This window comes from Spiroplasma endosymbiont of Villa modesta (assembly GCF_964030925.1).
In the GTDB taxonomy this organism is placed as follows: domain Bacteria; phylum Bacillota_I; class Bacilli_A; order Mycoplasmatales; family VBWQ01; genus Spiroplasma_E.
This window is the reverse complement of record NZ_OZ034992.1, coordinates 1,286,006-1,306,640: the sequence shown is the minus strand read 5'-3', so window position 1 is coordinate 1,306,640 and position 20,635 is coordinate 1,286,006. Positions and strand designations below refer to the sequence as shown.

The window sequence follows — 20,635 nt, the reverse complement described above, 5'->3', positions numbered from 1 at the left end:
GTGGTTAAATGGAAATTCAAAAACCAGAGTGAAAAACAAGTTATTTAATTCCTTTTACTCGTGGTAGAAGAGATTATATTAAAGATAGAAAAATATATGATTTTAGTTTATTAAATGATATTCAAAAATTAAGAAAAAAACAATTAGATTCAATTAATTTATTATCATTTATATTAATATCTTTAATTATTACTTTATGAAGTACATTACCACAAATAATAATATTACCTAAATGATTATCATTTACAAAATTAGGTATGGAACATGTAGATTGAAAACATAATTGAGGTAATGCAATATGATTAACAATTGTACCTAGTATTGGTGGATTTGGTTTACATCATTTACCAAATAAAGCACCATCAAGAATTAAATTTATATTAAATTTAATAATTAAAATAATACCAATTTTAATATTAATTATTATTTGATATTTACCAAAAATAGAAAAAGAAATAAGAAAAATAAAAAAAGAAAAGGTGGAATAAAAAATGAATTTATCTACAACAGTAATATCAGCAGTATTAAGTGGAGCAGTTGCTAGTGGAGTAATTGTAACTATTGTTTTATTATTTTTATCAAAATTTATTAAAAAATCAAAACAATCAAATTTAGCAAAAGAATTAAAAAATAATAAAGAATTAGAATTTATTAAAGCAAATATTAAACAAATAAATTCTCAATTACAATTAGAAACTACATCAATTGCTAAATCTTTAGATAGTTTTAATAATGATGAAGAAAAGCAAGAAGTATTTAAAAATACTATTATTAGTCAAAGAGCTTCTAAAAAAGAATTATCAGAAAAAGATAAGAAAAAAGTAACTAAATTTAAAATTTAAAGGGTTTAAATACCCTTTATTTTACATTAAGGAGTAAATTATTATGGCTATTAAAGAACCATTAATGTTTATAACAATTGAAGAATTTAAAAATTGAAAAGGTTTTAATAAATTAGAATTTGATGATACTACAACACCAGATAATGAAATTTGATTTGCTATTTCAGTTGCAAGTAATAATATTGATTATTTAAGTGGACATTCTATTTCAAAAAAATGACCAGAAACTACATTAACAGAATTTACTGATGAAATACAAACTGCAACTGCATATTATGTTAGATTTTTATTAACAAAAGATAGTAATTATATTCGTGGTCAATCAAGTATTAGTCAAGGTGGTATGACTTATAGTGAAACTAATCCTACTGACCCTTATTTTATTGTTCCAGAAGTATTTAATTGTTTAAGAAAAATTAAAGAATATCCAAATATTACTGGTTTTAATTTAGATGTTTTACCTAAAAGAAATGATTTTTTTAGTAATTTTTATAGTAATTATGGTGAAGATAGTCCTTTTACAAGATATTTAGAATTAATAAATTTAAAAACAAATGATACAAGAGTAAAAATATATCCTAAAAATCCTAAATATTTAATTGGAACTCAATTATGAATTGATACTACTGGTATTAAATCATTTGATAATTTAACAACAATTGAATTATTTACTAAATATTTTAGTAATGATACTATGAAATTAGTTGATGGTAAAGAAGGTCAAGAAAAGAAAGTTATTAGTGCTACTGGTGGTAAAATAGATTTATCTGATTATTATAAAAAATCTGTTTTTATGAAAGGATATTTTACATATAAAGATGATAGAGACCAATTATGAATAAATGATGTTTCAAATAGTTCTCTTGCTATTTCATTATTACTTAATAATAGATATGATAGATTAGAAACTACTAATAAAACTATTGTTGGTGCTATTAATGAAATAAATAAAAAACAAGTTAAAGAAAATTGAAAAGTAATAGGTAAAAGTATAAATAATCGTAAATATGGTGATTTTAATCTTGCTTTTAATACTCTTTATAGAGTAATTATTACATGGGAATCTCCACCATTTCATCAAGTAAATACAAGAATAACAGTAGAATTTAAAACAGGTAATTATTTAGGTGGAATACATGGAAGTAAAATATTTCTTACAAAAGGTTTAATTAATAATGAAAAAGGTATTTTATATTTACAATTATTAGATATTAATAAATGACAATTAATTTTAGAAGGTGGAAATGAAAAATATGCAAATATTTTTTCATTAGAAGAATTACAAAATACAGTTAAAGTAGATATTATTCAACCTATAAAAATTACAAGTCATACTTTAAAAATAAATGAATTAAAAAATAATGAGATTAATATTGAATTACCAAATACTCCAACACCAACTCCAAATATTCCACAATGAAAAGAAGTAGGAACAAAAGTTAATATAAATCATATTAAATATACTTTTAAATCAAATACTAAATATAAAATTTATTATAATTTTGAAAGTCAATCAAGTAATAAGAAATTTGCTTTTATGTCTAAAGAATTTTTATACGGTGAATTGAATACTGATGTTCAAACATTATATTGAGATAAAGTTAATGATAGAATAATAATTTCTTTACAAATGCAAAATGATACCATTGCTATTGTTAGTGACCCTACAAGATATGGTCAACTTTTAAAATTAGAAGAATTACAGGAATAATATTATGAATAAAGAATTTACTTATTTACATGAAATTAGTTATTGATTATTAAATAAAAGTGATTTTACTCATAGTGAATATAATTTAAGTGGAAGTCGTTATTCAAGTAAAACATATAGTATTGCAGAAGAATTAGCAATATTAATTGCTATTTCAATTAAAGTTAATAAATCAATTGCTATATATTGTTTTAGAAAATTAAATAAAGATATTAATGAATTAACAAAAGAAATTGATGAAGCATTAATTAATATTGGTTTTGATTATAAAGATTTTACTTTAAAATATCCAAATAAACAAGCAGATTTTCGTTTTAAAGGTAGTAAATCATTTATTAGAGTTATGGGTGTATATAGTAATAGTAATGATAGAATACCACTTAAAGGGCTTTCTAGAAGTGAAATAAAAGGTTTTGATTTAGCAATTGAATGATGTGAAGAAGCAAATGAATTTAGTCAAGCAGAATTTCAAGCAATTACTTTTGCATTAGGTAATGCTAAAAAAACTATTAAAATAAGAAGTTGTAATCCAGATAATATTTATCAATATTTTATTGAATATATGAATAAACGTGTACCTTTTAATTTAGATTTAATGAAAGAAAATAATGAACAAATTAAATCAATAGAAGAAAATCAAATGTTTAAATTATTTCATTATTCAAATTGAAAATTAAATGAACATAATTTAAAACAAGATAAAATTAATGATTTAGAAGAATTAAAAGAATTAGACCCTATTAAAGCACAAAGTTGATATTATGGTGTACCTAGTGTTTTAACTGGTTCTATATTTGCAAGATATTTAGATAAACTTAAAACTGAATTAGATTTTAATGTTAATGAAATAGTTGGTGGTTTAGATTTAGGTTTTGCTACAAGTTCACAAGCACATCCTACTGTTGCTGTTTTATGTTTTATTGGTGAAAATGAAAAAACTAGAAGAATACATCAAGAAAGTGAATTTTATCATAGTAATGCAATAATGCAATTTAAAAATACATATGAATTAGCAAATAATATTATTGATTATTATTTAGATGAAAGTATTAAATTTCAAGCAATGAAATTTGGTTTTACTTGTTATGTTGATTATGGTAGTGGTGGATTAGCAGTTATTGATATTTTAAAAAAAGAAGTAGAAAAAAGACGAATTAATTGATTACATTTTACTCCAGTAGATAAAACTACAATGTATTTAAGAGATAGAATTGATTGAGATACTATTTGTATGATTAAAGGTATATTAAGTATTAATTGAAAAAGATGTCCTAATACACATGAAGAATTATCAAAAATGCAATGATTAGCAAAATCTAAATTAGAAAATTCAAATAATGAACCACAAATGCTTGATTTATATGATAATTGTTGAGACGCAAGAATGTATGCTTCAATGCATAAAATGAAATGATTAATTAATAATATTAATAATGAATTATTAATTAATAAAAATAAATTTTAGGAGTGATAAAAATGAATAATCCATTAGAATATCTTTCTTGTAATAGAAGAGAATGATATAGTGATATTCCTATGAGAATTGCTCAAAAATCAACTAAATTATGATTAGGTAAAGGTTTATTATTTGATAGTGAAAAAGATGAAATTTTAAAATATTTTACTAATAAAATTATTAGTGATAAATGATTTGAAAAATTATATAAATTTGGAATTCAAGAAAGTTTACTTGGAAAAGTATATATAATGCCTATTATTTATAAAGATAATAGTACAAGTTTAAAAGTATTACCTAATTCATTTGCTGGTAGAGTTGCTAAATATAATGAAGAAGAACAATGTGCAGAATTCTTTTTTATAAATGAACAAGCAGATAGTGCAACATTAACTTGAGTAATTGCTGAAAATGGAAAAATAAGATTTGAAACTTATAAAAATGATAATAAAAATGAAAAAGAAATTATTTTAGGAACAGCACATACAAAATTAAAACCAGAATTAACACCAAAATATAGTTATGAAATTAAAAATCCTTGAAATTATTTACCAATATTAGAAATAACAAATTTACCAATGGTTAATTTTTATGGTAATTCAACAACTTTAAATGCATATCCAGATACTTATCCAGTTTGAAATTTAATTGAATATTATCATAAATCTTATACTCAAAGAAATGTTGATAGAGATTTAAATGTTACAACTTTATTTGGTGCATTTGATAATGAAACTGTTAAAAATATGATTGAACATGGAAAAATTATTGATAATCCTAAAAAAAATATTGTAGTTAATGTTGGTACTGCTGGCTATAATAAATCTGGTGCTGGTGGTATGGAAGTTATACAAGGTAATTTTAAAGCAAGTAATTATATTTTAGATAAAGATGATTTAGGTAAAGATATATGAAATGGTGCAGGTTATGATTATAATGAATTTTCTGGTGTAAATTATGAAAATAAAACTAAATCATTATTTAATAATAAAAATGATATGGAAACTACAGAAACTAAAATAAGTCATTATTCATATTATTTTTATAGATTTTTTGATATGTTATTAATTCATGAAAAATTATGAGATGGTATTGGAGATAGACCTTATTCATTTAAATTTTTACCTATTGCTATGACTGACCAATTATTAAAACAAGAAATGATTAGTCAAAGATTAGCAGATAGAACAATGTCATATACACAAGCTATTGCTGAATTAGATGAAGTAACAAAACAACAAGCAAAAAAACATTATAAAGAAATAATAGAAGAAGATAAAGAAGAAATAAAATTATTAGGAGATAATCAAAATGATACATCAACAAATTCAATTAATGAAACATCTACATCTTCAATTAAAAAGACAACAATTGCTAATTAAAAGATGTAGTTTTTGAAAAATATTTCCATTTGTTATTAATAATGGAGCAATTCCTTTAACTGAAACTGGTTATAAACCAATTAATAGTAAAATTAGTGATTTTGGTCAATATGAATTAATATTAACTGGTACTACTCCAGTTGTATGTATTTGAAAAAATAGTACAAAAATATATCAAAAAAATAAAGGTAAAATTAATGAAGAAATACATAAAGTTAATGGTCAAGATGAATTTTATACAAAACAATATAAAATTGGAGATTATTGAAATGCTTATTTAATTGATGATACAAGTGGTGTTGATTTTAGTAATTTACCAAATAATCAAATATTTAAAACAGTACAAACAAAAAGACAATATACTTTAGTAATGTTTGAAGAACATATTACAATTGATGATTATTTACAATTTTTTGTAGTATTTAATGATGAAAATGAAAATATTGGTGGTAATAGTGGTAAAAATCAAGATAGACAATTATTATATATTTCAAATGTAACAAATTATTATAGTCCTTATAATGGTGCATTTAGTATGCAAGTATTAACTTTTAGTAGTTTAAATGATAGAGTAGTAAGTACTGGTCAAAATACACTTGATTTTGTACAATATGCAAGCCCGGGTAGTGGTTATGCTTTCCCTACTATTCAACAAGGAAAAGTAACTTTAAATCGTACTTTAATGCGTGATATAGGAGTAAGATATAGTCATAGACAATCATATGGATTAGAATTACTTTCTAGTTGTTATTATTATGGAAGACCAATAATTCAAGGTCAAGAACCAATACAACAAAATAATGAAGAAATATTTGAAAGTAAAGTATTTGCTTCAAGAAGATTATTTATTGCTGGTAATAATGAAAAATCTACAACTAATATTAAAAATAATGGTGGTTTAATTGCTGGAATAAATGATAAAATAACTACAAGTAGTCATCCAGAAACAACATTTTATAATATAATGGACGCAAAACCAACTGGATTTACTAATTTTAAAAATTTTACAGAATGATTAAAAACTTCATTAAATTTTCAAGATAATTTATTTGTAACAAAAGATTTTAAAGGTATGTTATCATTTGATAAAGATAAAGCAAGATTAAGTAATGGTACATCAGTAGGAGAAGCAAAATTCTTTTGAGATAGTGAATGAAATATAAATAATTTAACTGGTAATTATAATGTAGATATGAGTAGTAATTTTAAATATAAAGACCCAGATACACATTTAATTATAGGAAGTCCAACTGTAGATTATTCAAAAATAAGTCAAAAATATATGTCTGCAATATTAAATTTTAATAGTGTAGTATTTAGTTCATTAATACAAATGCCTTATGATAGTCAACAATGATTACCTTTTGCTTTAAGTGATATTCCTTTAATTGGTAAATTATTAAATGCTTTAACATTAGGTATATGAAGTAGTTGAGTTATTACTCAAAATGCTCAACAATATAAAAAAATGTTATATTTTAATGGTTTTATGAGTGCATTTTTTACAAGTAATTTAGAAAGTATTATTGGTAATGGTGGTTTAATTCCATTAAATGCATTTACAAATGATAATGATTTTACTATTGGTAAATTATTAGGTGCAAATGTTTCAACAACTGCTATGACAATGAAATTAAGTGATAGAGTAAGTGTTTATCCATGAGACCCTACTACTGGTCAGAAATTAACTACAAAAGAACAAATAAGTACAGTTGATTTATCACAAAAGAAAAATAATAAAGTTTATATTTTAGCAGAAGATACAGAGTTTTTAGATATTGCTTCACCATTTACAAATGAAGATACTAATTGTCAATGAAATCCAACATCAAATGGAGTTATTGATGGTTCAAATTATGCTTATATGGTGGTTGGCCCTTAATTACTGGACCATTTTTGATATAAAATTCTAAATTTTAATTTGTAAAATTGGTGGTTTTAGAAATTTAGAATGTATTCTTTCATAATTATAAAACATAACATATTGATTTACATCATTTATAGCTTCATTGATGGATAAATATTGATTTGATCCTTTAGGTAGTCATTCTTGAGATAAATGAGAAAATCAGTTTTCAGATAATACATTACCACCAATATCATAAGGTTGTTTTTTGCTTAAAATTATTTGTTTATCCTCTGCTCATTTTGTGATATCCTGACAATAAAATTCGTTGGCGTTATCTGAATGTAAAATAACATTTTTTACTTGATTTCAAGAAAATTGTTTGTTGATTTTTTCAAGAGCAGGAAGAATTAAATCCTGATATGATTTATTAGGAGCAATATTATAACTAACAACATTATTTGAATAAAAATCAATAATTACAAAAAGATATAATCATCCTTCTTTAGTATTTATTTGTTTAGTGTCCATTGATCAAATTTGATTTGAAGAGGTTGTACTTTTATAATCTTTGTTTACTTTATCCATTGTAGGTATTCACTTATTTGGATTTTTTTTGTTTTTAGGATAGTTATTTTTAGTTTGTTTTAATCCTTGAATATTGTGTTCTTTCATAATTTTTCGCATTTGTTTTATTGATAATTCTATATTTAAAATGATATTTTTTTCTTGTTTTAATCACTCTTTAAAAGCTGAAAAAATTCTTAAATATCCATAAATTCTGCCTTTTCTTGTAGAATGAAATTCGATTAAAAGTTGGCATATTTTTTGATATTTATGATTGCATTTAATAATATGATTTTCTTCTTTTTTAATAGGTTTTTGTTTATTTTTTAAAAAGTAATATGTTGATCTGTTTAATTGAAGATATTGACATAGGTTTCTAATTGAATATTGATTTTTACAATCATCAATAATTTTAATTTTTTCTTTGATATTTAATTTGTTAATTACTAATGCTATTTGTTTAATTTTATCCATTAATAAAAATCCTTTCAGGTTAAAATTAGTGTTAATTATATAACACAATTGTTTTTAGAATACATTCAGGTTTTTTAAATTAATGGTCTAGTAAAAAGGGCTAAGTGGCTATTATTGATACAATTGTAACTCAATCATTACATCAAGGTGAAGAAAGACATACATTTTATAGTGATAATCCTTTTACTTATCAAGGTGATTATAATGAAATATCAGTTGCTCAGTTTAGATATAATAATATGGGTTATTTAACTGGTAATGCTTTTAATTGAACAACTTTATATAAATTAAATCATGATGAATATGAAGAAAGTGAAGAAACTACATTTTCATATCCAGCAAAAATATTACCACCAAGTCCACAAAATATAGCAAAACAAATTGTAATAATTCCAAAAAATCCAAGTATAGAAGTTAATATACCCCAAACACATATATTTAATCATACAAAAGATAAATTAATATGAGATTATAATAAATGAGTAGAAAATGTAGTATCTAAAATTAAACCATTAGAAGTAAATATTAATTTTAAAGATTATTTAGACCCTACATTATTAATTAAAACTTTTAATGATTTAAAAAGATATTATAAAAGTGTAGATGTATATTTAAGTTATGAATATGAAACAGAAGAATGATTTAATCTTGAATTAAGTAGTTGTTCTACAACAGAAAACTTTAATCCATCTAAATCTCAAACTTTTGTTTTTTCAAGAGAATTAAAAGAATTATCAATATACAATAAACCATTAAAGTTAAAATATTATGAAGATAATAAAATAACATATCAAGGATATCATCAAGGATTATATGCTGGATACTGAGGTAATGGTAAGATAGGATTAGAAATTGATAGAAACGAATATAATTTATATAGTATTGAAAATACTTATATGCAATCTAAAATTGATGACTATATTGTTGCACAAAGTATGGAAAATAAAAAAGATACAATGTTAGGATTTTGTGATTTTTATGATAAAGAATTTAATTTAATTGTTCAATTATTTCCAAATATCATGCAATTAGAACTTGCACTTTTTAGTGAAAAAGATATTGTAAGACCAATAACACAATATATAAGATATTATAAATACTATAAATTAACTATTTCAAAAATAGTATTTAATCCTAGATAATATGCTATAATAAAACCATTAATAAGATAAGTAGGTGAGTAATTTCATGAAAAAATGAATTAGAATTTTAACAGCAATAATTTTATCAAGTACATCTGGTGCTAGTATAATCGCTTGTAATAATAATCCAGATGTTTTACCACAAAAATATGATATATCTTTTAGTGAAATTAAAGGAATTAATATTGAAACATTTGATAAAAAATCACCTTTTATTTTCTTTAAAATTGACAAAAAAAATATTATTGGAAAAACATCTATACCGGATGATATAAATTCTCTTTATGAAAAAGCAAAATATGTTTATTTTGTTATAAACAATAATAATAATTTAAAACAAATTTTAGATGTATATAAACTTAATGAAAATTCTACAGAAAAAGAAATAAAAGATAAATTATCTAATACTGTTATTAAAAACGCTAATATTAATGTTTCTAAAAATGGTTCTCCTTACTTTAATATTATTGTAAATTCTTTTTCGGGAAAAACATAAAATAATATTACCCCATAATCTAATTAAAAAGTTACCATTTAGGTAACTTTTTTTATATAAAAAGAAAAAGGAATAAAAATTATTCCTTATCTTGTTGGGCAGCTTGCCTGCTCTCTAAGAACACACCAGCAACTTTATTTCCAGTAGTATTTACCTGACTAGACTCTGACCAACAGCATTTTATATCTAATATACTATTATTATATATAATTACCGGAAACTTACAAGCAATTATATTAAATTCAAAATTTTCAAATATATTTAATAATTGTTTTGCGTCTTTATGTTTATTTAAATATTTATTACAAAAATTTGCAATAATATCACATGCCTGTATACAATTATATATTTTAGAATCTAAGTATTTTACTTTATTAATGATTATATTTTTTGTTCTTAAAAATCTAATTATTCCATTTTTTGAATAATTTTTATTTAGATATGATTTTAAATTAATTGCATCTATTTCTTGAATAGGTTGTGTATAAATATCATCAATATATAAATTTATATTTGAATTAGGTAATATAGTTTTATTTTCAATTAATTTTTTTATTAATAAAGCAATTAATTCATTATTTTTTAATTTTGCATGTTCTTCATCTGAAGTTGGTAAAATTAAATCTTTTTTGCATGTTCAAACGCAAAATAAATTATCTATTATTTTGTATTTACTAATTAAATTTTCTATATCTGCTTTTTTATAAGGACTTTTTTTAAATTTAATATATTTTTTAGCAATATCATCTCCTTTTATTTCAGATTTTTTTGTTACTTTCTTTTTTGCTTCAATAAAACTTTTAATAAAATTATTTCTTTTATTTTTATTATTAAAAATAATACCACCATAAATTACATGTTTATCGCTTTTATTAAGAAATTTACCACTATCATCTAAATATAATCAATATTCATTTATATTATTATTACTCATAAATAAAAACTCATTCCCATTTTTTTATTTGTTAATAATATTATAAATCAAAAAAAATAAAAAAGAGAAATTATTTAGGAATGAGTAATTTCTCTTTATTAATTATATCATATTTTCTATATTAAATATAGATTATTTAATTATTTTATTCATCATCATCATTAATTTCTATTTGAGAATTATGATGATGACATTGTTTACATTTTTCTATTTTTTCTCAAATTTTTCTATTAATATTATAATCATTTAATAATTCTTCAAATTCTTCAATATTATTTTTGTCAATATGCAAATCTTTAAAATTTAAAGTAAAATCTCCTTCACCTGAAAAATGACCAACACTTACATCATAATGTTTTTCTTTTTTTCATTTATTTAAAAATTCATCTATTGTACAATTTATCATTATCATTATTTACTCCTTATTATAATTTAATCTTTCTTCTTTTGTTTTTGGAAAATGATTATAATTTTGCATTAATTGATTATCTGGTGCAACAAATACTTCAATTTCTAAACTATCTGGGTCTAACTTATATGATAATACTTTTCAGTCTGCTAATTCATAACCTAATAAAGTACGGTCATCATCTAATTCACTATTTCCACCATTTCATGAAAAATATATTTCTTTATCTTCAGTAAATATTTTAAAAACATTATATTTATCACTATATTTTAAAAAGTCTCATAAATTCATTATTTACTCCTTATTTTTAATTTCTTTTATTTTATTTTTAAATTGTTTTTTATGAAAATAACACATATTAAAAAATTGAACAGCACTATCTTCTATATTTCCAATTTTTAAAGTAACTAATACTTTACTATTACAATCTTTAACAATACATTTAAGTAATACTTTTTCTTGTTTTTGTTTTTGCATTATTTTACTTCCTTATTTAATTTATTTAAATAATTATTTAAATAAATAATAGTTACATCTTTTTTTATTTGTTCATTACTATAAAGTAAATACATATGTAAAAAAGAAGCTCTTTCATCTAATAATTTATTAATTTTTGTTATTTTTTTTAATTTAAAATTCATAAACATTATTTATTCTCCTTAATTTTTATACCATTCATATTTAATTCTTTTTCTAAATGTTTTTTACAAAAATATAAGTTAAATGAAAAATTATCGTTACTATATGCTTCTAATTTCATAATTTTTCGACTTCCTACTGCTCTTTTTTCACACAGTAAACATTTCATTATTTATTCTCCTTATTTAAATAATATCAACCAATTAATAAACTATCTGCTTCATCATGATTTGATATTGTTATATTTCAATTATTAAAAGTAATTAAATCTTTAACTAATATTAAAGAATATTCTTTTTTTCAATTATTATAATTTATTTCTATATTTTTATAATTTTCTTTATATCATTTCTTTCATTCACTTGGACTTATTAACATATCTTTTGTTATTAATTTATTAAATTGACCAGCAATAAAACCTCTTAAATGTTCTTGTGTTTCATAACCAATACCATTTTTACTATGAAAAGTACCACGTTCTATAATTAGATTAAAGTTGGATTTTGAATTTTTACTTCCTAATTGAAAATCTAATTCTTTTTCTATTTGATTAAGTATTAAATAATTAAAGTTATTATTATAAATATAATCTGATTTACTAATTTCAACTCCAGTACTATATTTTTTAAAACTATAACTTTTAATTAATATTGGTTTTCATCTAAAATAAGTAGGATAAGATTTAATATCATTTTGATATCATTGTTTTTCTCATAATGTAAATCCAGTATTTTTAATACTTGGGTCAATTGAAAGTAAATAATTATTCATTATTATTGTCCCTCTCTACAAACAAAATAAGATTTTGCTTTTTCTAATCCTAAATAATAACCTTTTAACATTTTTTTATTTTTATATTTTTTTAATAAATTTTCAACTTTTGCCATTTCTTCATTAATTCAATCTAATACATCATTATCAGTAATACTTTTACACTCATCACATTCACTTCTTAATTTATTACCAACATAATAAGGAAAATCTAATTTATATTTCTCTTCTAATAATTGACATTCTTTATATGTAAATATATAGTAATTTTCTTTATTCATTATCAAACTCTCCACATTTTATTTTATTAATTAAAATTTTAATAAAATCAATTGAACCTCTTAATTTATTTAAATAATATATGTCTTTTTCTTTATTATATTGTTCTATATCACTATCTAAAATTATATTTAGTCAACTAATTAATTTTTCTTTATTCATATTATTTTTTCTCCTTTTTTTTATTTAAATTTATAACTAATATTTTTAAACAATTCATACATCAATAATTAGTTAATCAAATTCTTTTATTACAATATTTACATTTATTCATAATTTCTATATTCACTTTTATTATTATTTTTTAAATTTTTAAATCTTTCACGAATTTCTTTAAATTTATCAAATAAAGTTTTTAAATAATTTTCACCCATTAATATTAAAAAATCTTTATTATTATTTGGATTTAATCTTTCCATATCTTCTCTTATACATTCATCAAATAAAACTGTATTTGTAATCATATATTTTTCAAAATAATCTAATTGTTTTTCACTTGGTTCTCATTTTTCATTTTGTATTTTTACATTATTATTAATATAATTATTTTGTTGTTTATTATTTTGAATTAAATTAACATTATCATTATCTGGGTCAAGTTCATCTTCACTTAATAAAAGTAAATTCATTAAAAAATATCTATAAGCATAAGTTTCTGCACTACCTTTTGCTTTTGCTATATCTGTATTTTTAGCACAAGCAAAAATATTAAAATCTTCTCTAAATTCTATATTATCTAAATCAATAATTGAATATTTTTTTTGATATGAAACTTCTATTTCTTTTGTTACATTTTGTATTTTATTATTATTTTTATCCATAAATTCTTTAATATTTTCTATTTTATTTATATTCATATTTTCTGAATTATCTGAATGTAAAATAAGTATATTTAGTTCTCTACATAGTCCTTTTAATTTATTAAAAATATCACTTAATAATCAATATTTATAATTACCATGAGTATTAAAACCATTTTTAGGTGTACTACCAATTTCTAATTGTAATTTAAGTATTTTTTTATATAAATTATTCATTATTTATCACTCTTTCTATTTATTGCATTTTTTATTAAATCCCTTACAAAATCATTCATAGTTATATTTCTTTCATAACAATATGTTTTTAATTCATAATGATCATTTTTAGTAAGACGAATTTTTAAATTTTTAATTAATAATTTATCTTCATGTTTTTTAAGTGCTGCTGCTACCATATTTATTTATCTCCTTTAACCTTTAAAAATTCTTTTATAATCAATAATTGCTTGTTCTAATTTATTTACATCTTCATATGTAAAATAATCATTACTAATGTTTAATTCATAATCATCATCAATTCTAACATCTAAACTATTTTCATATTTACTATTAAATTCTTCTTGTAATTCTTCAAATTTTTCTATTAATTTTCTTGCATTTTGTAATTCTAATCTATTCATATTTACACTCCTTTAAAATTTTCTAATTGTAATTCATTAATATAATATTCATATAAGTAATCTCAATTATTTGATGTTAAATACATATCTTCTTCAATCATTTCATCAATACATTTATTACAATAATATGTTTTTTCTAATTCAGAAAATCATATATATTTTTCATTATGTATATTACATTTCATTTTTTTCACCTATTAATTTATAAAAACATTTATTACAAGTTCTATTTGCAAATGATGAATTTTTATTACATATATCACATGAACCAAATATTTTTTCAATTTCTTCATATTTTAAATATATTCTTTTATCTTCTTTTAAATTCAACATAATTAATTACTCTCTTTCTATAATTTTTAATATTTCTTGTATTTCAATATATTTTTTATTTTTAAGTAATTTTTCATTACATAATTTTTTTATTAATTCTATTTTTTCAACATTTAATAACATATTAATTTCCTTTAATACTTTAAATAAAATATTTTTTCATTATGAGTATTTATATCTTTCATTGGTGTAACAATATAATTTATTGCTAAATCATTATCATTATATGGATTATTTATTTTAAAACTTTTCATATCTTGTTCTCATGTAATGTTATATTTAAAACATTCTTGATTTTTATCATTTGTAAAAATATAATAACCATTATATTGTTCATAAAATTCACAAGATATTAATTCATTTTCATTTGTAGTAATATCTGGAATATTTTTTATATATTTTAAAACTTCACTACCTTTAATACTTTTCATATTTTCTGTAATTGAATTTTTACCTAATTTATAATCAAAATTTTCAAATATTTTTAATGCTATTTTTTTATTATTTTCGTCAATACTAGTATATTGTTTAGGAAATCATGTTTCATATTCACCAATTTCTAATAATATTCCACCATTAGTTGATTCTTGTATTTTAGTTTTTAAATCTAAACTAATATTTGGCATATAATATTCCTTTCTAATACGTATTTTTACGTATAAGCCTTATCACCTACAGTGATAAAAGGCTTATATATATATATTTTTATTAATACGTATACGTAATATATTGTGCTTTCACTCTTGATGAGTGAAGCACATATACGTAAATAAAAAATTATATTTAATAATTAATTTATTTATGTTATGATATTATTGATGAGGTATGTATGTAATATATAACCCCCCTTATGTGTAATAATTTATTAATAATTAAAGAACAGGGTTTATGGTTATTGCATTTCTATACAAATTTAATTTCAATTTCATACAATAACAATTCAATAAAAATAAATAAATTACTCTTTTATACTCATGTAGTAGTATTTACATTTAGTACTCACAATTAGACTATCTACGAGAGTTTTAAAGTTTTTTTATTTAACAATTAAAAAATGAGAGTTTTATCTCTCATTTATATTTTTATTAAATCTAACTAAGGTTGCAATACGTCCATAATAAAATACGCATTCTTTTAACTTGAACAATATATTCTACTTTTTCACGTGCTTGTTTTGGTATTCTATCGGGGTGTTGTTCAATCATATACATAATTCCATTAAAATTATGACCTATCAATTTACAAAACATTCCTAAACTTTCTTGTGTTTCTTTAAATTCGGGTGATAAATCATTACTATTAATTTTTAAACCTAATTCATCAAAAACAAGCATATCATTCTCTTTAAAAGCATAATTACTATTTAATTGATTAAATTTAAAAACATCATCATAAGAACAACGATAACTATACTCATTACGCACTTTAATAGGAATAGGACTTACTACTCTACCTTTATGTTTTTGTGCTAAACAACAAGCAAGGGCAGATTTACCAGTACGTGGTGGTGCTGAAATAATATAACTACCTACACGTTGTAATATCTTTATATTTTTTCTAGTTATTAAAAATGGATAAAGTATTATTAATAATATAACTCCTAAAAGTAAATAACCATATCAAGGCATTATTTCAACTCTTAACCAACTAAAAATCCAACTGCTTTTAAAAATACTCATAAAGTTAAAACTTGTTCTAAACCACTAGTAAAATCAACATTTAAAACAGAACTAATAGTATCATCAAAAATACGTCTCAATAATCCATCAAGTTTAGTAAAAAACTCTCTTAATGGTTCAACTGGTAAAACCTTACCAACAACACCATAAAGTACTCATCTAAAAGCATTACGCAAATGACCAAAAACATCATATCAACTAACACGCTCATATTCAGGGTTAAAAGGACTATTTGGTGGAACTGGTGTTACTTTCTCACTTGAAAAAATATTAATTTGACCAAAATTTAATTGTGGTGAAAAAGTTGGTCTAGTTGATTCCCCATGAACATCAAAAAATACTGTTAAATGTCTTAAATTTGGAACACGAATAGGCATAGGCCACTTAGCCCTTTTTACTAGACCATTAATTTAAAAAACCTGAATGTATTCTAAAAACAATTGTGTTATATAATTAACACTAATTTTAACCTGAAAGGATTTTTATTAATGGATAAAATTAAACAAATAGCATTAGTAATTAACAAATTAAATATCAAAGAAAAAATTAAAATTATTGATGATTGTAAAAATCAATATTCAATTAGAAACCTATGTCAATATCTTCAATTAAACAGATCAACATATTACTTTTTAAAAAATAAACAAAAACCTATTAAAAAAGAAGAAAATCATATTATTAAATGCAATCATAAATATCAAAAAATATGCCAACTTTTAATCGAATTTCATTCTACAAGAAAAGGCAGAATTTATGGATATTTAAGAATTTTTTCAGCTTTTAAAGAGTGATTAAAACAAGAAAAAAATATCATTTTAAATATAGAATTATCAATAAAACAAATGCGAAAAATTATGAAAGAACACAATATTCAAGGATTAAAACAAACTAAAAATAACTATCCTAAAAACAAAAAAAATCCAAATAAGTGAATACCTACAATGGATAAAGTAAACAAAGATTATAAAAGTACAACCTCTTCAAATCAAATTTGATCAATGGACACTAAACAAATAAATACTAAAGAAGGATGATTATATCTTTTTGTAATTATTGATTTTTATTCAAATAATGTTGTTAGTTATAATATTGCTCCTAATAAATCATATCAGGATTTAATTCTTCCTGCTCTTGAAAAAATCAACAAACAATTTTCTTGAAATCAAGTAAAAAATGTTATTTTACATTCAGATAACGCCAACGAATTTTATTGTCAGGATATCACAAAATGAGCAGAGGATAAACAAATAATTTTAAGCAAAAAACAACCTTATGATATTGGTGGTAATGTATTATCTGAAAACTGATTTTCTCATTTATCTCAAGAATGACTACCTAAAGGATCAAATCAATATTTATCCATCAATGAAGCTATAAATGATGTAAATCAATATGTTATGTTTTATAATTATGAAAGAATACATTCTAAATTTCTAAAACCACCAATTTTACAAATTAAAATTTAGAATTTTATATCAAAAATGGTCCAGTAATTAAGGGCCAACCACCATTTGGACAATAATATTTTTTAGTATATAAGTTTTGTAAAACTTTTTTAGGACAAATAACTTGGTCACAAAGTTTGCATATATAAATCGCTAAATGAAATGCTTGTTCACATGAACAATTATCATTTTTAGCCATAATTTAATTAACTCCTAACATATTAATAATTATTTAAAATTACCTTTTTAATAAATAACTATTTTCAATTAGAAAGTTTTTTAATATTACCGCTTAAATCAAGTTCAAGTGAATAAAAATTACCAACTTTTAAATCAACAGTAGATAAACAATTATTAAAATCACTAGCAAATTCTGGATTATATCATTTATCACGTGTTTGACCAGTTGGTACACTCGTTTGTTTATTTATTTCTACAAATTTCAAAACATCAAACTTCAATGTTTGACCTTTATTATTTTTATCGGGAATAATACGCCCTTTTTCAATATTAACTAATTGAACTTTAAACATAAAAAAACTTAACCTCCGAACTTTAAGCGAACTAACGCTAGATTAAGATAATGGGTATTAATTATCTTAATTATAAATATAACATAAAATTTAAAAAATACAATTAAAATAAAAAAATAGATATTAGTAAAAAGTTCGGTAATTACTAATATCCATTAACCATTATATATATATATATATATATATACAAGTAAAATTATAGAAAAATTAATTTTTTTTCTAATGTAAAACTTTTTTCCTAAAATCTATTTTTTCAACTTTATCACCAAAAACTTTATTAACCCAAGTCAAAACATCTTTATCTCTTTGAATTAAATAACCAATCTCGCTAGTCCGTAAATAATTCTTATATGATAAAGCACTTAAATATACATATCGTTCATAATCTTCATACTCTTTAAAATAATCATTTACAACAGTACTTTCAATAATACCACCAATCATAACCGTATCACCATTACTATCTCTTTGAGTTTTAAAATAAAACACATTTGTTGCATTAAAACTTGCTTTAATTATATCTCCAATTGTTAATTTCTTAACACCACGAACTACAATAGGATTTTTACAATTACGACTAAAAGCATATGCTTTTATACCAACATCCTCTTGATTTAAAGATTTAGCATCATCTAATGATTTGGTAACATATTTACCTAAATATTTAATAACAAACTCATTTGTACCTTTACGAACAACTCTTAAATCATTAAAACCATGACTTCATCATTCTGCTAACATACTTTTATGTATCTTTCTATTAAAAATTATATGAAAATGTATAGCTCCACGTTCTTGATATTCATAAACATAAAAATATTTTAATTCTCCCAAATGTTCAAAACGTTTAGGGTCATTTCATCATTTCTTTAATTTAATAAAAAATAAACGAATATCTTTCTTTGCTTTTTTAACATCTTGCATATTATTACTATAAGTTAAAGTAACAAAACTTAACATCTTACTATTATAAAAATTATGTAATGCTTTTTGAATTAAATTAGTTTTAGTACGAACTGTACTATTTCTTAATTTTTGTTTATTACCAACATAAGATTTACCTTTCTTATTTCCAATATTATTCAAAAATGAAATAGGTAATACTACATTTTTCACATAACAAGCATAGAAAATTTTTTTAATATAAAAATCTTGTTGCATATATAAAACTCCGAACTTTATTAATAATTTCATATATTTATTTAATAAAATAATCTTAACATAAAAAATTATAAAATCAAACATAAACAAAAACGTTACTTAATTCAAATAATTTTATCATTTTTTTAGAAAAAAAAATACATTTTATGGTTCACTTTATAAAATGTTACTATATAATTTGATTACAGACCAGTAACATTTTTAAATTGGTTTGAAGATAACGTAGTTATTATAATATCTATAATAGACATTATAATTATAATTCTTAAAACATTAGGAGGAAATTTTTTATGGCAAAAAGTAATTCTAAAACAAAGACAGAAATTATTAAGATAGTGGCGCAAAAGTCTGACGTCACAATTGCCTTAGCGACTAATATTATTGATTTATTTTTTGAAGAGATAAAAGTTGAAGTTGCAAATGGTGGTAAAATTAATATACCAAAATTTGGAATATTTGAAACTATTATTCGTGAAGCAAGAACAGGTCGTAATCCCCAAACTGGTGAATCTATTGTAATTAGTGCTTCTAAAGCACCTAAATTTAAAGCGAGTTCTGAATTTAAAAAACATACTAATCAACAAACAGAAACTTTAGCTTCTTAAATTAAAAATTTTAAAAAATCAAGATAAAATGGATATATAATTTCTAATTTATATCCATTTTGTTCTACTTTTTTATATGTCAGTGCTTTTTTTTGAACTTTTAAAAATTTTAATTTTTCTCAAAAAACTAAAAAAAGGCATTATGTTCTGAAAAATAAATAATAACAAAACTAATAGCATTAAGATAAAAAGCATTTTCTAAGTATTCAAGTTGATGTTTTTTAAAATTATTTCATGGTAATGTTAAAGACTTAGTACTTTTTGCTTCAAAACACAAATATTTACCATGATAAACTCCATGATAATCAACATTACTTTTTTCTTTAAAAATTTTATTGCTTTGATATAAAATTGATGGATTTTGTTTAAAAATTAGTGCTTGTTTTTCATTATTTATAATTTCAATAGTATAATTAATTATAGTTTCAAGAAACATTCCACGGTTAGCATAAAACATTATTTTAATTCCCCCTTACATATAGAATATTAC

32 protein-coding genes are annotated in these 20,635 nt (G+C 21.4%); 10 read left to right on the top strand and 22 right to left on the bottom strand.

The features are described from left to right. Positions 1 to 8 precede the first annotated feature (8 nt). From AAHM89_RS08400 to AAHM89_RS08375, 6 genes are read left to right on the top strand one after another with little or no spacing between them, the layout of a single operon-like run. The gene (locus AAHM89_RS08400; protein WP_342265970.1) at positions 9 to 488 is read left to right on the top strand and encodes a hypothetical protein; all 480 of its coding nucleotides are present in this window, start codon (positions 9 to 11) and stop codon (positions 486 to 488) included. Positions 489 to 491: 3 nt separating this feature from the next. Next, on the top strand, positions 492 to 842 hold the full coding sequence (locus AAHM89_RS08395; RefSeq protein WP_342265969.1) for a hypothetical protein: 351 nt from the start codon (positions 492 to 494) through the stop codon (positions 840 to 842). A 43-nt stretch (positions 843 to 885) separates the two neighbouring features. Further along, on the top strand, positions 886 to 2,553 hold the full coding sequence (locus AAHM89_RS08390; RefSeq protein ID WP_342265968.1) for a hypothetical protein: 1,668 nt from the start codon (positions 886 to 888) through the stop codon (positions 2,551 to 2,553). Positions 2,554 to 2,557: 4 nt separating this feature from the next. Then, positions 2,558 to 4,018 carry a phage terminase large subunit gene (locus AAHM89_RS08385; RefSeq protein WP_342265967.1) on the top strand — a complete coding sequence of 487 codons (1,461 nt, stop codon included), beginning with the start codon at positions 2,558 to 2,560 and terminating at the stop codon, positions 4,016 to 4,018. An 11-nt stretch (positions 4,019 to 4,029) separates the two neighbouring features. After that, entirely contained in the window at positions 4,030 to 5,391 is a 1,362-nt protein-coding gene (locus AAHM89_RS08380; protein ID WP_342265966.1) for a hypothetical protein, read from the top strand. Then, on the top strand, positions 5,321 to 7,273 hold the full coding sequence (locus tag AAHM89_RS08375; protein ID WP_342266044.1) for a hypothetical protein: 1,953 nt from the start codon (positions 5,321 to 5,323) through the stop codon (positions 7,271 to 7,273). Before AAHM89_RS08380 ends, AAHM89_RS08375 begins: the two co-directional genes overlap by 71 nt. A gap of 27 nt (positions 7,274 to 7,300) precedes the next feature. Here AAHM89_RS08375 and AAHM89_RS08370 read toward each other — a convergent pair whose 3' ends face one another. After that, positions 7,301 to 8,278, bottom strand: coding sequence for an IS3 family transposase (locus tag AAHM89_RS08370; RefSeq protein WP_342265776.1), 978 nt, complete (start codon positions 8,276 to 8,278; stop codon positions 7,301 to 7,303). A gap of 104 nt (positions 8,279 to 8,382) precedes the next feature. On the opposite strand from AAHM89_RS08370, the gene AAHM89_RS08365 reads away from it, so the two are divergent. Both AAHM89_RS08365 and AAHM89_RS08360 read left to right on the top strand, forming a co-directional pair. Next, positions 8,383 to 9,420 (top strand): hypothetical protein, encoded by a 1,038-nt coding sequence (locus AAHM89_RS08365; RefSeq protein WP_342266043.1) that lies wholly within the window; start codon positions 8,383 to 8,385, stop codon positions 9,418 to 9,420. Between the two features lie 46 nt (positions 9,421 to 9,466). Further along, positions 9,467 to 9,916: a hypothetical protein gene (locus tag AAHM89_RS08360; RefSeq protein WP_342266042.1), complete on the top strand. Its 450-nt coding sequence runs from the start codon at positions 9,467 to 9,469 to the stop codon at positions 9,914 to 9,916. A 79-nt stretch (positions 9,917 to 9,995) separates the two neighbouring features. Here the strand turns inward: AAHM89_RS08360 and AAHM89_RS08355 are convergent, their stop codons facing one another. The 17 genes from AAHM89_RS08355 to AAHM89_RS08275 form a co-directional block, all read right to left on the bottom strand. Continuing rightward, entirely contained in the window at positions 9,996 to 10,850 is an 855-nt protein-coding gene (locus AAHM89_RS08355) for a DUF3800 domain-containing protein (protein ID WP_342265964.1), read from the bottom strand. A 145-nt stretch (positions 10,851 to 10,995) separates the two neighbouring features. Next, on the bottom strand, positions 10,996 to 11,262 hold the full coding sequence (locus AAHM89_RS08350; protein ID WP_342265963.1) for a hypothetical protein: 267 nt from the start codon (positions 11,260 to 11,262) through the stop codon (positions 10,996 to 10,998). A gap of 3 nt (positions 11,263 to 11,265) precedes the next feature. Beyond that, on the bottom strand, positions 11,266 to 11,550 hold the full coding sequence (locus AAHM89_RS08345) for a hypothetical protein (RefSeq protein WP_342265962.1): 285 nt from the start codon (positions 11,548 to 11,550) through the stop codon (positions 11,266 to 11,268). 3 nt (positions 11,551 to 11,553) lie between these two features. Beyond that, positions 11,554 to 11,736, bottom strand: coding sequence for a hypothetical protein (locus AAHM89_RS08340; protein ID WP_339047164.1), 183 nt, complete (start codon positions 11,734 to 11,736; stop codon positions 11,554 to 11,556). After that, positions 11,736 to 11,906: a hypothetical protein gene (locus tag AAHM89_RS08335; protein ID WP_342265961.1), complete on the bottom strand. Its 171-nt coding sequence runs from the start codon at positions 11,904 to 11,906 to the stop codon at positions 11,736 to 11,738. The genes AAHM89_RS08340 and AAHM89_RS08335 overlap by 1 nt, the downstream gene beginning before the upstream one ends. After that, on the bottom strand, positions 11,906 to 12,067 hold the full coding sequence (locus AAHM89_RS08330; protein WP_342266041.1) for a hypothetical protein: 162 nt from the start codon (positions 12,065 to 12,067) through the stop codon (positions 11,906 to 11,908). The genes AAHM89_RS08335 and AAHM89_RS08330 overlap by 1 nt, the downstream gene beginning before the upstream one ends. After that, entirely contained in the window at positions 12,067 to 12,669 is a 603-nt protein-coding gene (locus AAHM89_RS08325; protein ID WP_342265960.1) for a hypothetical protein, read from the bottom strand. The genes AAHM89_RS08330 and AAHM89_RS08325 overlap by 1 nt, the downstream gene beginning before the upstream one ends. A 2-nt stretch (positions 12,670 to 12,671) precedes the next feature. Continuing rightward, the gene (locus AAHM89_RS08320; RefSeq protein WP_342265959.1) at positions 12,672 to 12,950 is read right to left on the bottom strand and encodes a hypothetical protein; all 279 of its coding nucleotides are present in this window, start codon (positions 12,948 to 12,950) and stop codon (positions 12,672 to 12,674) included. Then, complete coding sequence (locus AAHM89_RS08315) at positions 12,943 to 13,110, bottom strand: hypothetical protein (RefSeq protein WP_342265958.1); 168 nt, start codon at positions 13,108 to 13,110, stop codon at positions 12,943 to 12,945. The genes AAHM89_RS08320 and AAHM89_RS08315 overlap by 8 nt, the downstream gene beginning before the upstream one ends. A 104-nt stretch (positions 13,111 to 13,214) precedes the next feature. After that, positions 13,215 to 13,985: an ERF family protein gene (locus AAHM89_RS08310; protein WP_342265957.1), complete on the bottom strand. Its 771-nt coding sequence runs from the start codon at positions 13,983 to 13,985 to the stop codon at positions 13,215 to 13,217. Then, entirely contained in the window at positions 13,985 to 14,164 is a 180-nt protein-coding gene (locus tag AAHM89_RS08305; protein WP_342265956.1) for a hypothetical protein, read from the bottom strand. Before AAHM89_RS08305 ends, AAHM89_RS08310 begins: the two co-directional genes overlap by 1 nt. Before the next feature lie 15 nt (positions 14,165 to 14,179). After that, positions 14,180 to 14,389, bottom strand: a complete 210-nt coding sequence (locus AAHM89_RS08300) for a hypothetical protein (RefSeq protein ID WP_342265955.1) — start codon at positions 14,387 to 14,389, stop codon at positions 14,180 to 14,182. A 2-nt stretch (positions 14,390 to 14,391) separates the two neighbouring features. Beyond that, positions 14,392 to 14,574, bottom strand: coding sequence for a hypothetical protein (locus AAHM89_RS08295; RefSeq protein WP_342265954.1), 183 nt, complete (start codon positions 14,572 to 14,574; stop codon positions 14,392 to 14,394). Further along, a complete protein-coding gene (locus AAHM89_RS08290; RefSeq protein WP_342265953.1) occupies positions 14,564 to 14,722 on the bottom strand; it encodes a hypothetical protein in 159 nt (52 codons plus the stop codon). Before AAHM89_RS08290 ends, AAHM89_RS08295 begins: the two co-directional genes overlap by 11 nt. Before the next feature lie 134 nt (positions 14,723 to 14,856). Then, positions 14,857 to 15,348 carry a hypothetical protein gene (locus AAHM89_RS08285; protein ID WP_342265952.1) on the bottom strand — a complete coding sequence of 164 codons (492 nt, stop codon included), beginning with the start codon at positions 15,346 to 15,348 and terminating at the stop codon, positions 14,857 to 14,859. A 465-nt stretch (positions 15,349 to 15,813) separates the two neighbouring features. Beyond that, entirely contained in the window at positions 15,814 to 16,350 is a 537-nt protein-coding gene (locus AAHM89_RS08280) for a hypothetical protein (protein WP_342266040.1), read from the bottom strand. A gap of 11 nt (positions 16,351 to 16,361) precedes the next feature. Continuing rightward, positions 16,362 to 16,778 (bottom strand): hypothetical protein, encoded by a 417-nt coding sequence (locus AAHM89_RS08275; protein ID WP_342266039.1) that lies wholly within the window; start codon positions 16,776 to 16,778, stop codon positions 16,362 to 16,364. 111 nt (positions 16,779 to 16,889) lie between these two features. Here AAHM89_RS08275 and AAHM89_RS08270 point away from each other — a divergent pair, with 111 nt between their 5' ends. After that, the gene (locus AAHM89_RS08270; RefSeq protein ID WP_342265776.1) at positions 16,890 to 17,867 is read left to right on the top strand and encodes an IS3 family transposase; all 978 of its coding nucleotides are present in this window, start codon (positions 16,890 to 16,892) and stop codon (positions 17,865 to 17,867) included. A gap of 4 nt (positions 17,868 to 17,871) precedes the next feature. On the opposite strand, the gene AAHM89_RS08265 is transcribed toward AAHM89_RS08270, so the two are convergent. The 3 genes from AAHM89_RS08265 to AAHM89_RS08255 all read right to left on the bottom strand — a co-directional run bounded on the left by AAHM89_RS08265 (position 17,872) and on the right by AAHM89_RS08255 (position 19,540). Further along, complete coding sequence (locus AAHM89_RS08265; RefSeq protein ID WP_342266038.1) at positions 17,872 to 18,045, bottom strand: hypothetical protein; 174 nt, start codon at positions 18,043 to 18,045, stop codon at positions 17,872 to 17,874. Between the two features lie 58 nt (positions 18,046 to 18,103). Continuing rightward, positions 18,104 to 18,379, bottom strand: a complete 276-nt coding sequence (locus tag AAHM89_RS08260; RefSeq protein ID WP_281748222.1) for a hypothetical protein — start codon at positions 18,377 to 18,379, stop codon at positions 18,104 to 18,106. A 219-nt stretch (positions 18,380 to 18,598) separates the two neighbouring features. After that, the gene (locus AAHM89_RS08255; protein ID WP_342266037.1) at positions 18,599 to 19,540 is read right to left on the bottom strand and encodes a rolling circle replication-associated protein; all 942 of its coding nucleotides are present in this window, start codon (positions 19,538 to 19,540) and stop codon (positions 18,599 to 18,601) included. A 290-nt stretch (positions 19,541 to 19,830) separates the two neighbouring features. On the opposite strand from AAHM89_RS08255, the gene AAHM89_RS08250 reads away from it, so the two are divergent. Beyond that, positions 19,831 to 20,145, top strand: coding sequence for an HU family DNA-binding protein (locus AAHM89_RS08250; protein ID WP_252320859.1), 315 nt, complete (start codon positions 19,831 to 19,833; stop codon positions 20,143 to 20,145). A gap of 127 nt (positions 20,146 to 20,272) precedes the next feature. Here AAHM89_RS08250 and AAHM89_RS08245 read toward each other — a convergent pair whose 3' ends face one another. Next, on the bottom strand, positions 20,273 to 20,602 hold the full coding sequence (locus tag AAHM89_RS08245; RefSeq protein ID WP_342266036.1) for a Holliday junction resolvase RecU: 330 nt from the start codon (positions 20,600 to 20,602) through the stop codon (positions 20,273 to 20,275). Positions 20,603 to 20,635: the final 33 nt, after the last annotated feature.